The organism is Aquidulcibacter paucihalophilus (assembly GCF_002105465.1).
Classification (GTDB): domain Bacteria; phylum Pseudomonadota; class Alphaproteobacteria; order Caulobacterales; family Aquidulcibacteraceae; genus Aquidulcibacter; species Aquidulcibacter paucihalophilus.
Window position 1 is genome coordinate 18,160 of the sequence record NZ_NCSQ01000066.1, and the last position, 10,972, is coordinate 29,131.

General features: G+C 55.2%; 12 protein-coding genes. 8 read left to right on the forward strand and 4 right to left on the reverse strand.

Annotated elements, in window-relative coordinates; translation table 11 throughout:
* Positions 1-37 precede the first annotated feature (37 nt).
* Positions 38-1,789: an alkaline phosphatase D family protein gene (locus B7364_RS05380; RefSeq protein ID WP_198534059.1), complete on the forward strand. Its 1,752-nt coding sequence runs from the start codon at positions 38-40 to the stop codon at positions 1,787-1,789.
* 65 nt (positions 1,790-1,854) lie between these two features.
* Positions 1,855-2,199: a DUF2794 domain-containing protein gene (locus B7364_RS05385; RefSeq protein ID WP_085338910.1), complete on the forward strand. Its 345-nt coding sequence runs from the start codon at positions 1,855-1,857 to the stop codon at positions 2,197-2,199.
* A gap of 6 nt (positions 2,200-2,205) precedes the next feature.
* Here the strand turns inward: B7364_RS05385 and B7364_RS05390 are convergent, their stop codons facing one another.
* The 3 genes from B7364_RS05390 to B7364_RS05400 all read right to left on the reverse strand — a co-directional run bounded on the left by B7364_RS05390 (position 2,206) and on the right by B7364_RS05400 (position 4,165).
* On the reverse strand, positions 2,206-2,625 hold the full coding sequence (locus B7364_RS05390; protein WP_085338911.1) for a hypothetical protein: 420 nt from the start codon (positions 2,623-2,625) through the stop codon (positions 2,206-2,208).
* Positions 2,626-2,717: 92 nt separating this feature from the next.
* Entirely contained in the window at positions 2,718-3,230 is a 513-nt protein-coding gene (locus B7364_RS05395; RefSeq protein WP_085338912.1) for a GNAT family N-acetyltransferase, read from the reverse strand.
* The gene (locus tag B7364_RS05400) at positions 3,230-4,165 is read right to left on the reverse strand and encodes a polysaccharide deacetylase family protein (protein ID WP_085338913.1); all 936 of its coding nucleotides are present in this window, start codon (positions 4,163-4,165) and stop codon (positions 3,230-3,232) included. The genes B7364_RS05395 and B7364_RS05400 overlap by 1 nt, the downstream gene beginning before the upstream one ends.
* 136 nt (positions 4,166-4,301) lie before the next feature.
* On the opposite strand from B7364_RS05400, the gene B7364_RS05405 reads away from it, so the two are divergent.
* Together B7364_RS05405 and B7364_RS05410 are read left to right on the forward strand one after the other, a co-directional pair.
* Positions 4,302-4,496 carry a hypothetical protein gene (locus B7364_RS05405; RefSeq protein ID WP_085338914.1) on the forward strand — a complete coding sequence of 65 codons (195 nt, stop codon included), beginning with the start codon at positions 4,302-4,304 and terminating at the stop codon, positions 4,494-4,496.
* 99 nt (positions 4,497-4,595) lie between these two features.
* Positions 4,596-4,889: a YciI family protein gene (locus B7364_RS05410; protein ID WP_085338915.1), complete on the forward strand. Its 294-nt coding sequence runs from the start codon at positions 4,596-4,598 to the stop codon at positions 4,887-4,889.
* A gap of 39 nt (positions 4,890-4,928) precedes the next feature.
* Here B7364_RS05410 and B7364_RS05415 read toward each other — a convergent pair whose 3' ends face one another.
* The gene (locus tag B7364_RS05415) at positions 4,929-5,876 is read right to left on the reverse strand and encodes a LysR family transcriptional regulator (protein ID WP_085338916.1); all 948 of its coding nucleotides are present in this window, start codon (positions 5,874-5,876) and stop codon (positions 4,929-4,931) included.
* Positions 5,877-5,975: 99 nt separating this feature from the next.
* Here B7364_RS05415 and B7364_RS05420 point away from each other — a divergent pair, with 99 nt between their 5' ends.
* The 4 genes from B7364_RS05420 to B7364_RS05435 form a co-directional block, all read left to right on the forward strand.
* A complete protein-coding gene (locus B7364_RS05420) occupies positions 5,976-6,971 on the forward strand; it encodes an aldo/keto reductase (protein ID WP_085338917.1) in 996 nt (331 codons plus the stop codon).
* A gap of 110 nt (positions 6,972-7,081) precedes the next feature.
* On the forward strand, positions 7,082-8,881 hold the full coding sequence (locus B7364_RS05425; protein WP_157893516.1) for a DUF885 domain-containing protein: 1,800 nt from the start codon (positions 7,082-7,084) through the stop codon (positions 8,879-8,881).
* Complete coding sequence (locus B7364_RS17830) at positions 8,874-10,049, forward strand: hypothetical protein (RefSeq protein WP_157893517.1); 1,176 nt, start codon at positions 8,874-8,876, stop codon at positions 10,047-10,049. Before B7364_RS05425 ends, B7364_RS17830 begins: the two co-directional genes overlap by 8 nt.
* 176 nt (positions 10,050-10,225) lie before the next feature.
* The coding region (locus B7364_RS05435; RefSeq protein WP_157893518.1) for a hypothetical protein at positions 10,226-10,972 on the forward strand (747 nt) is incomplete at its 3' end.

The window sequence follows — 10,972 nt, forward strand, 5'->3', positions numbered from 1 at the left end:
CAAAGCAAGCGCATGGAAGAGGTCATTGGAGGTTACCGTGGCCCTGACCCGTCGAGCTGCCCTAACATCGGGTGCATTTGTTGCCGCCGCTTGCACGGCCTCAGCCGCTGCCGCCGAACAAGCCTTGTTTGCCCATGGCGTCGCCAGTGGCGATCCTTTGACCACGCAAGTGATCATTTGGACGCGAGTCAGCCCGCGTATCCCTGCAGCGGAAGTCACCGTCACTTGGAAAGTCGCCACAGATGCTGCGTTAACCCAAATCATTAAGCGTGGCAGCGTCAAGACCGGCCCCAGTCGGGACTATACGGTGAAAGTGGATGTCACGGGTCTTAAGCCCGGCACCGTCTATTATTATGGCTTTTCGGTCGGGACCGAAACCTCCGCCATTGGCCGAACCCAGACGGCCCCTGAAACGGGTGGCGAGCGGTTAAATATTGCGCTGGTCTCCTGCTCGAACTTTCCGGCGGGCTGGTTCAATGCCTATCAAGCCATCGCACGGCGCGGCGATGTCGATTTAGTGCTCCACGTTGGCGACTATATTTATGAATATGGCCCCGGCGAATATGCGACTGAATGGGGTAAGACGGTTGGGCGCATCCCACAGCCGCCCAAGGAATGCACGACGCTGTCGGACTATCGCCAGCGCTATGCCCAATATCGCAGCGATCCAGACCTTCAAGCCGCCCATGCATGTGCGCCTTGGTTGGTAACCTGGGACGATCACGAAACGTCCAATGACGCCTATAAGGATGGAGCGGAAAATCATAATCCGGCTACAGAGGGTCCTTGGAACCAACGAAAGGCTGCCGCGCTGCAGGCCTATTATGAGTGGATGCCCTTACGCAATCCAGCCCCCGGTAAGTCGTTTGAGGCGATCAATCGAAGCTTTGACTGGGGCGATTTGGCGACCATTATGATGCTGGAAACCCGCGTGATGGCGCGTACCTTCCAGCTTGATTATGAAACCGATCTTGAGCTTGGCCTATTTGATGTGACATCGGGCAAGCCGGTCAAAATCACCGATCCAGCGCGCCTGTCCGGCCTAGACCCGCGTAATCTGCCGCAAGGCGTAATAGCGCTGCCTGATGTGGCAGGCTTTAAAGCCAAGAAACTGAATGACCCCACCCGCGAGATGCTGGGTGCAAGCCAGCAGGCTTGGTTGGCAGACGCGCTCACCAAGTCGGTCAAGGCAGGCAAGAAGTGGCAGATCTTGGGCAATCAGGTGATCATGGGCCGCGTGACCTCACCCAATTTTAACGCAGGTCTTCCACCCAAAGTACTGGAGGCCATTGCCAAAGCGCGGCCCCAGACCAAAGCCTTTTTCGAGCTTTCCCAATTTGATGTGCCGTTCAATCTTGATGCGTGGGATGGCTATCCGGCCGCGCGCGAACGTCTTTATGCGGCTGCCAAGGAAGCAGGCGCGCGCCTGATTGTGTGTACGGGCGACACCCACGCGGCTTGGGCCAATACGTTGAAAGATGCAGGCGGCGAGGTTCGTGGTGTCGAATTTGGTGGCACCTCTGTGACCAGCCCCAGCATCGCAGACACCTTCGCCAATTTCGGCTTAGAGGGGGCTGCCCTGAATGAGTTGATCACCCGCACCAATCCTGAAGTCGAATGGCATGAGGAGACCAAGCGCGGCTATACCATGGTCAGCATCACGCCAGAAAATGTGCGCGGCGACTTTATGGAATTGGATACGGTGAGGTCCAAAACCTTCCTCGTTACCAAAGCCACAAGCTGGGAAACCACCTATGGGCCCAAGCCTATGGGGTTGGTTCAGGTCTAAGGGGCTAAGCGCGTAAATTCGGGCGACCCCTTGTCAGAGCCATCAAACAGGCCCTAGATGGGGTCATGAATTTTGAATCTTCACCCCATGCTTTGCCGCGCCGTGCGCCCAAAATTTGGTTTGAACGGCGCGAATTTGATCTGATCCTGAACCTCTATGGGCGCGGGCAAATGGCAGGCGAATGGCGCGACTATGCCATTGATGATGGCCCAGATGCGGTGACATTTTCGATCTTTCGCCGCGCCAGCGAGAACCCGCTCTATCGCATTGAAAAACGCCCGGCCTTAGCCTCCAAACAAGGCCAGTGGAGCGTTCTCGGCTCCGCCGGCCAAGTTTTAAAGCGCGGCCATGATCTGACCGCGACCTTGGATGTCTTAGAGCGTAAATTACTGAAAGTGGTTAGGTCCTAACCAGCTTTAGCGCTTGCGGCGTGCAGTCCAAGCCATCAAGAAATTGCGGCCATCTGACAGGGTTTGACCTTGAATGATGGAATTGGCGCGCATGCGGCCTGAATGCCAGTAGGCACCCGACAAATCGGCTGTGCGCCCGGCAAACACGATCTCATTGCCCTTGATCGTATAACGGCCATTTTGAATTTCACTGCCATAGAAAGTGCCCTTAAACGTTCCGGCTGTAACCTCGGTCACCACAAACTCGGTCTTGCTGGGCTCGGTATTGGGGTCGCTATAGAGTGCGACATCCCACGTGCCGATTAGCGCCGATGGCATTGGAGCCACGTCGATCTTTTCATCCGTGTCATTCACATTGATGCTGACACACCCGCCTAAAGCGAGCGCGAGCGATAGGGCTGCGGCAGCCCCAAATCTGTAATTCATCTTGATTTCCCCAGTTGTCAGTCGTCCCACCCCTGTCCTGCCAGAAGGCTTTGTGGCGGGCCAGTTAAATGCCGGTAAGGTTCAGGCTGAGGCTAAATCCGCTTCCAAAAGATTGTCGTGGCGGCAAGCACGCCATCGGGTGTCAAAGCATAATCGGGCAAAGGCGGCAGGGGGTTATAGCCGGCTTTCCGATAAAGGTGTTCTGCGGCAGAGCCCGTCTGGGTGTCGAGTACCAGGAGAGATTTGCCAGCATACCGCGCCCACTCTTCGGCGGCATCAAGCAGGCGCGTCCCAAGCCCCACTTGGCGGACTTTTGAATGCACGATCATTTTGGAGACTTCGCCGCGATGAGGCTGGTTCTGCGGCATATCTAGAACCACTTGCACCGTGCCCAAAATGGCCTCGCCAATTTCAGCGACCAAAAGAGCTTTGTCACCATGTTGAACTGCTTGGCAAACACCCTCCCAATAGGTCCGCGCACGGGCTTCTTCCAACGGCTTCAAAAAACCAAGAGAGGCACCATTTTCGACGGCATCAACCAACAGGCTGGTCAAATCATCCAGCTCAGGACTCGATAAGGGTTCGCTCACCTTGCGAATTTGCATCAAGAAAAGCCGGTACCCGCCGTGGCAAGACCCCGGGCGCGAATATCGTTCAAAGTTTGGTCCCAATAATGCTCGCGATAGTGGCCCGCAATCTCCACCGCCGTGGTGAACCAAACCTCATCCTTGTGCGAGGTGATATAGCTCAAAGCCCGCTCAAACGCTTTGATCCGGTGGCTTTGGCTAACGAGATAAGCGTGCAGTGGGATACACATGACCGTACCGCTTTCGCCACCTTCTTCAAGAAGCTGATCGAAATGGCGCATCAGAACATCCGCATAACGCTCAGCGCTCATAGCGAGCGCGCCATAGGTGATCACATCATTGACCTCGAGCGAATAGGGCATGCTCATCAGCTTGCCGGTCTTGGTCTTGATCGGCTGAGGCTGGTCATCTTGAAACAAGTCGCACGTGTACCAAAAATCATATTCGGCAATCAGGTCGAGTGTGCGTTCAGTATGGGTGAGGGCAGGGGCCAAATAACCGCGAATGCGTTGGCCCGTGGCAGCTTGAACGGTAGCGATGGAATCTTCCAACACCGCACGCTCTTGGGCTTCATCCATCTCATAAGAATAGCGCGTGTTATAAATGCCGTGCGAGAAAAACTCCCACTTGCGTTCGACACACGCCTCGATGATCTCTGGGCAATGCTGGCACATGGCAACATTGAGCGAGATGGAGCCGCGCAAATCGTGCCGGTCCAACATCTCCATCAGCCGTTGATGGCCGACCCGATTGCCCCAATCGCGCTGGGAATAGCCCACGACATCGGGTGAAGGCTTGGGCCAGCCCGGTCGCTTAGGGTTCACCGGCGGCATGAACTCATAAAACTCGATATTTGGCGCAATCCAGAATGCGAGCTTCTTCTGCTCTGGCCAGATGATCTTTGGCCGATTGAGATAGGGCCAGTCGTCATAGAGATTGGGGTCGGCGTGCATCGCTGAAGTTTGCGCGACCTGTGGGGGGAAGGCAAGGGGCTGTTTGATTGAGGTTCTCAGTCATGGGGCAAAAAATCTTGCACGCTGACGGAAAATCGAGGAAGTGGTCACGTGTAACTGCTTGTGCGAACTGGTGATGCAGACGATCAATCTCAAAGATGCCAAGGCAGGCTTTTCGAGCGTGGGTGACGAGGTGATCAAAGACGATTTCGTCACGACGACGCCCAACGCATTGAAACGTCAGCGCTCCGGCCTCATCGCCTATCTGCAAGCGATGCCCGTCGATATTCGCAATCGCAACCCCAGCCCATCACGCAAAGTCGTCCTGTGAACGGCTATTTGCTGGATCCCAATATCATCGCAATGCTGTCGCCATCGCGCCGACACAAAGCGCCCCTTTGCTCGCCCAAACCCATGATCGGACCTGACTATGAAAGACTTCATCCTCCTGATGCATGCCGACACGACCAGCCCAGAGCGCGATGAGGATTGGGAGGGCTATATTGGTCGCCTGATTGGGGAAGGTATTTTCCAATGCGGCAGCTCCATTGGGCCGGGGCAAGCCTACCGCAAGCAAGGCGACGCAGCCCCGCTCACGCGCCAACTCACAGGCTATCTCAAAATCCAAGCCGACAGCTTAGAAGTCGCCCGCGCCGCCTTAATTGGCAATCCGACCTTTGAAGCTGGCGGGACGGTGGAAGTGCGGGAGTTGGTGGTGAATTAGCCCCGCCTGACGACGGCGACTTCCTCGGCTAAAGGGTTTTCAACGCGACATGCCGCTGCCTAACGCGTTCACAGATTTAGGGCCTGCCTGCTCCTTGCTATCGTGCCTCAAGAAATCAATGAACGCCCGCAATGGTGCTGGGACATGTCGCCGATCATGATAGAAGAGGAATGGACCGGTGAACGGGGTCGACCAGTCTGGCAAAAGCGGGATTACATCGCCACTTTCAATCAAATCGGCAAAAAAGCCTTCAAATGTGGCGGCCACACCGATCCCAGCAACCACCGCCGCCCGCTGAAGTTCCAGAGAATCCGTGACCAGACGGGCCGACGGCGAAACTTGGATCACTTCGCCTTCGCGTTCAAACTCCCAGGGCAACATGGTTCCATGGGCAAAGCGATGCCGGATGCAGGCGTGCGCCAAGAGGTCGCGAGGATGTTTGGGTGATCCGTGCCGCTCCACATAGCTCGGCGCGGCCACGCACACATAGCGCTGCCAGCGCGGCCCAATGGGCACCGCAATCATATCCTGTTCTAACCGCTCATCATAGCGGATGCCGGCATCAAAGCCTTCGCCCAGAACGTCAATGAAGCGATCTTCTGAGCGCACTTCGACGGTAATCTCCGGATACGCAGTCATAAAGCGGGCGATGAGATCGGGCAGGATCAAACGCGCGACTGCCGCCGGCACATTCAGGCGCAGGGTTCCTATCGGCCGTTCCCGAAACCGGTTGATACTGTCCAAAGCCTCGTCAAGGCCAGCTAAGGCAGGTTTTAGGCGGTCTAAGAGGCGCAGGCCCGCTTCGGTGGTTTGAACGCTGCGAGTTGTCCGATTGAGAAGGCGCACACCAAGGCGCGCCTCAAGCCGCCGCACCGCAGAACTGAGCGCAGAGGCTGAAACGCCCTTTGCCGCTGCTGCCCCGCGAAAGCTTCGCTTGTCTGCAACCGCCGCAAAGGCGAGCAAATCCTGAAAGTCTCCATCCCGCATTGTGCGTCTCCCTGCACAGCTTGTCTGTTTAAGCCTGACTTATCGCACAATACAAGCCAGACTAGGTTGGGGGCCAGAGCTTGGTTGAAGGAGAAACCCATGCAAACCCGTCACCTCGGCCGAACCGGCCCGATGTCATCCGCCCTCGGCCTTGGCCTCATGGGCATGTCCGATTTTTATGGTTCGGCTGATCCAGCTGAAAGCATTGCCACCATTCATGCTGCCTTAGACGCCGGGGTGACTTTGATGGACACGGGCGATTTCTATGGCGTGGGCCATAATGAAAGCCTGTTGGGGCAAGCCCTGCGCGGCCATGCGCACCGGGATAAAGCCATTGTCAGCCTAAAGTTTGGAGCCTTGCGCGATCCAGCTGGCGGTTTCATCGGCTATGATAGTCGTCCTACTTCGGTGAAGAATTTTCTGGCCTATTCGCTCCAGCGTCTGGGTCTCGACTATGTTGATATTTACCGTCCTGCGCGTTTAGACCCGGCGGTGCCGATTGAAGATACCGTGGGGGCCATAAGTGAGTTGCAGCAAGCAGGCTATGTCCGCCACATCGGCCTATCAGAAGTCGGGGCGGACACGTTGCGGCGCGCCGCTGCCGTGGCACCGATTGCGGACCTGCAGATTGAATATTCCCTCATGTCGCGCGGTATTGAGGAAACAATTCTGCCCACAGCCCGAGAGCTGGGCATTGGCATTACGGCATATGGAGTCTTGTCGCGCGGTTTGCTGACTGGCCAGTGGCGCCAGCCCCAAGCGGGGGAGTTTGACTTCCGGGCCATCAGCCCTCGCTTCCAATCAGGCAATGTCGAACAAAATCTGGCCCTCGCCACAGCGCTGGGGGCAGTGGCTGACGCCCGCGGCATCAGTCGAGCTCAAGCCGCAATCGCGTGGGTTCTGGCACAAGGCCAAGACATTGTGCCTTTGGTTGGTGCCAGACAGCGGGCCCGCTTGGCCGATTGCCTTGCCGCCCTTGAAATCAGCCTCTCCCCCACCGACCTCCAAGCCCTGGAGGAGGCGGTTCCCAAGGACGCTGCCGCCGGTGCCCGCTATCCCGAGCCCCTCTTGGCCTTTATGGATAGCGAGCGATAAGGCCCCCGATTGGCACGGGTGATGGGGGGAGGGCGTCCAGTTTTGTCTTGATGACAGATGAGCTAACCCCGTCATATACTTCCTTGAGCTCAGATGAGGGAGGAAGTGGCATGGCCCGATCCGGTCAGAATTCGCGCCGCACATTTTTGGGGGCGTTAGGGGCCAGTGGCGCTGTGCCATTCCTACCGAGTTCCAGCAGCGCCAAAGGGCGTGGCGGGGCGGATGCGCGTTTTGCAAAGATCGCTGCAGATTGGCTCGATCAGTCCATGCGGCTCAGCCCAGTCACCGCGACTTGGACCGGAGACCATCGTTTTGATCACTTGTTGAATGATTACACGGCCAAGGGCCGTGCTGAGGCACTGAATTTTGCCAAATCGACTTTGGCCAAGGTCGGGGCTCTCCCAAAATCGAGTCTGTCGCGCGCCAATCAAGTCGATCAAGCCATGCTCGCCAATGCGTTAGAAGCGCAAATTTGGACAACCCAGACTTTGGAAGATTGGGCCTGGAACCCCCTTGTCTGGCAAGATGCGGCAGGTAGCGCGCTCTATACCCTGATGGCGCGGGATTTTGCGCCACTGCCGCAGCGCTTAAACCATGTGACCGCGCGCTTGAAGCTGCTGCCCGGCTTTTTGGCGACAGCGCGCGCCAATCTTGTGCCCGCGCGCGTGCCGACCCCCCATGCTGTGACCTATGCCGCGCAAAATCAGGGTCTGAAGTCTATCATCACCGATATGATTGAGCCCGTGAAGGGCGCGCTCAAAGGGGCAGAGCTAGAGGCTCTTAATGCTGCGATTGCTGGGTTTCTGAGTGCCGTCGATTTACACCAAAGCTGGATCGATCAGACCCTTGTGCCAGCAGCCAAAGCAGACTTCCGCGCTGGGGCAGCCCGGTTCGACAAACAATTGACCTACACCCTTCTATCGCCGCTCTCGCGGCAAGAGATACGACGCAGGGCAGAACAAGCCGTCCGCGAGGTGCGGGCCGACATGTATACCGTTTCCGTCAAAGCCTTGTCGGGTCGGGCCGATGCCCCGCCTTTGCCTGCCAACCCCAGCCCAGCAGAACAGCAAAATGCCATTCGCGCCGCTCTTGATTTGGCGGCTGCCGATCGGCCCGCGCGGGATAAATTGGTGGAGGTGGCCACCGAAGCCACCGAAATCGCGCGCAAATTTGTGGCGCACAAGGATTTGATCACTTTACCTGAAGGCCCTGTCCGCATCATTCTAATGCCGGAATTCCAGCGCGGATTCTCAGTTGCCTATTGCGACAGCCCAGGGCCGCTGGAAAAGCATTTGGATACTTTCTATGCGGTCTCTCCAATTCCAGATGATTGGACGGAAGAGCAAGCGATCTCGTTTACTCGCGAATATAATCGCCGCGGCATTCAAGACATTGCCGTGCATGAGGCGATGCCCGGCCATTATGTCCAGATATTCCATGCCAATTCCTACCCCTCCATCCTGCGCGCCGTCTTGAGTTCTGGCAGTTTTGTAGAAGGCTGGGCGGTCTATGCTGAGACTGTGATGGTAGAAGAGGGCTTTATGGCCGATGATCCGCTTTACCGCTTGACCCAATTGAAAGTGCTGCTGCGCACCATCACCAACGCGATCATCGATCAAGCCATTCATGTTGATGGGTGGAGTGAAGCCCAAGTCATGACCTTCTTGACTGAAACGGCCTTCCAAGAAGAACGCGAAGCCGCAGGTAAATGGCGGCGTGCGCAATTATCCGTCACCCAGCTTTCCACCTATTTCGTTGGCTTCTCTGAACACATGGAAGCGCGTGCGGCGGCCAAGGCCAAACAAGGCCCGGCCTTTAAGCTTAAGGCCTATCATGATGGGATATTGGGCTTTGGCTCACCGCCTGTTCGCTATGCACGCGCGCTGTTGCTGGATGAGGCGATTGGGTGAGGGGGCGTTAAAGGTGCTGGAAAATTGTGTCGGAGTTTTTGCTAGGCGTCCAGCTAACTCTGCGGCCTTCATGTATGCCCTTGGGCTTGCAATCGTCCTGCTAACCGGATGTGAATTGAGTGCGTCATCGCAGGATTACCGACAACTTCAAGGCAGTCTCACGCCACTACAGGCTCGAGAAATTCTACAGGATAAGGTCCCTCTTGAACAAAGTGTGGCGAAAGCCTGTGGTCTGTCTCAAGTCAGCTTTGTGGGCAGTGATTTACCCATCTCGCCAAGTCCGGACTTTGGCGTGAAAGAATACGTCCTGCGATCTATGTTGGTGTATTGCAGAGTTTACCGCACAGATCACGCTAGACGCACATCGGGTACGCTGGCCATTTCCATTGATCGTACGCAGAACAAGGTGCCCCGCTTATCAAATGTGACACTTAACGTCAGTCTTAATGGTGCTCCCATCCCTCTTGATGTTAGACAAAGGGCGGATGTAAATCCAGAATACCCGCGAGAACCGCTGCCTAAGTTGTTCTTTTATCCAAAAGCCATCGTTAATGCTTTGGATTCTGGTCAAAGACCTTTGAGGCGTCAGGCGTTTTTTAATCGTATTTGTTCAAAGTCTTACAAAATTCCGAACCATTCGAACTCTACAGCAGCATTCAGTGAAACTGGCCCAACGGCTGGCCTACCTTTGGCTTTGCACCCAAAGTTTTTTGGGTCGAGATGTGCAATCCCGGAATGTATGAATTCGATGACGGTTGGACCGAGCGCAGCTCGGCCCAAAGAATATAGTGTTGTTTACATTTTTTCTAGGAAAAATAGCGATCCAGATGGCAACTACGTCATCAAGACTCCGCCAACAAGGTATATAACCGAGACCCCATATGCAGCGCCAGCAAAACCGGGAGAACAACTCGCCGTGTGTAACGCGGAAGATTTGGATCGCTTCGCCATGCTGCAACAAAAACATTCATTCTTGGCCAGAATCGATTCCCGTAGTCAGGTCGTTTACCAACCATTTTGCGGTTTGGGGTCGGTTCAGCCATGGCTGCCGGAGATACCCATTTACGATGACGTTGACTTTAGCCATGGCGGTTCACGCTGCGAACTCCGGGTTACGCAATCATGGATCAAAGAGAATGGAAATATGATCGCGCTAACGGAAGCTTAGATGAGCGACGGACGCGGCGTTCACAATGAGAAGTTTGGTCAAAAAGTTAGCTGTGCCAGCCGAATTTCGCAGTCTTTTTGAAGCGCGACTAAACCGCGGTAGACTAAAGCTAGCAGGACGCTTCGCGCGCGCATGCAGGTCTGTGGGATTGCAGTGACTTTAAGGTAGAGAATACATTGGAAATGACCTTGGAAGTGGGGGGATCGGTGAGGGTGTTGGAAAACTGGTTTTCTACTTCAGCTCGGGATCAGTGTTGTCCTCATACCATCGTCGTAGCTTTAGGGCTTGCGTGCGCGGTGCTAACTGGATGTGACAATCTAAATCCATCAACAGAGTATAGACAGCTACACGCTGGATTGACTCCATCGAAAGTTCGTGAAGTTCTTGGAGACAAGGTTTCTCTCGAAATTTCAGTTGCGAACGCCTGTTCGTTGAACACAATAAAATTTTCGGGTCCCGACTTAGAAATCACGGCCGCCAAAGACTTTGGCGTAAAGGAATACATTCTAAGGACACTATTGGTTCAGTGCCGAGTATATGGGCTAGATGAGAAGAGCGCTAAAGCTGGCGACGTCTCCATTGAAATAGACTTCTCGCAGAATTCAAAGCCAAGTGTTGCTAACATCGCCGTTATGGTCGAACTTAATGGGAAGCCGGTTGATTTAGAAGTTGAAAGTGAACGCGAGGACCTTCTCTCCACGCGTCAGCTATCAACGCCTGCACTTTTTCAGTACCCAAGCAAAATCATTCGCGCGCTTAATCCTCAGATGCGCGACCCAAGTCGGTCTGAATTTATTAAGAAAGTATGTGGATCAGAATTCCAAATTCCAACCCAGAGTTGGATTTCCGCATTTAGTAGCGTTAGCTTTCCAATCGCTTCACTAGGGCCTGTTGACAAAGGGGATTCCCAAATCGGTTTGGTT

Excerpts from the sequence above, each read along its gene's own strand:
- B7364_RS05385 (WP_085338910.1), top strand. The coding sequence starts at position 1,855 with ATGAATTTTGAATCTTCACCCCATGCTTTGCCGCGCCGTGCGCCCAAA.
- B7364_RS05390 (WP_085338911.1), bottom strand. The coding sequence starts at position 2,625 with ATGAATTACAGATTTGGGGCTGCCGCAGCCCTATCGCTCGCGCTCGCT.
- B7364_RS05395 (WP_085338912.1), bottom strand. The coding sequence starts at position 3,230 with ATGCAAATTCGCAAGGTGAGCGAACCCTTATCGAGTCCTGAGCTGGAT.
- B7364_RS05400 (WP_085338913.1), bottom strand. The coding sequence starts at position 4,165 with ATGCACGCCGACCCCAATCTCTATGACGACTGGCCCTATCTCAATCGG.
- B7364_RS05405 (WP_085338914.1), top strand. The coding sequence starts at position 4,302 with ATGCAGACGATCAATCTCAAAGATGCCAAGGCAGGCTTTTCGAGCGTG.
- B7364_RS05410 (WP_085338915.1), top strand. The coding sequence starts at position 4,596 with ATGAAAGACTTCATCCTCCTGATGCATGCCGACACGACCAGCCCAGAG.
- B7364_RS05415 (WP_085338916.1), bottom strand. The coding sequence starts at position 5,876 with ATGCGGGATGGAGACTTTCAGGATTTGCTCGCCTTTGCGGCGGTTGCA.
- B7364_RS05420 (WP_085338917.1), top strand. The coding sequence starts at position 5,976 with ATGCAAACCCGTCACCTCGGCCGAACCGGCCCGATGTCATCCGCCCTC.
- B7364_RS05425 (WP_157893516.1), top strand. The coding sequence starts at position 7,082 with ATGGCCCGATCCGGTCAGAATTCGCGCCGCACATTTTTGGGGGCGTTA.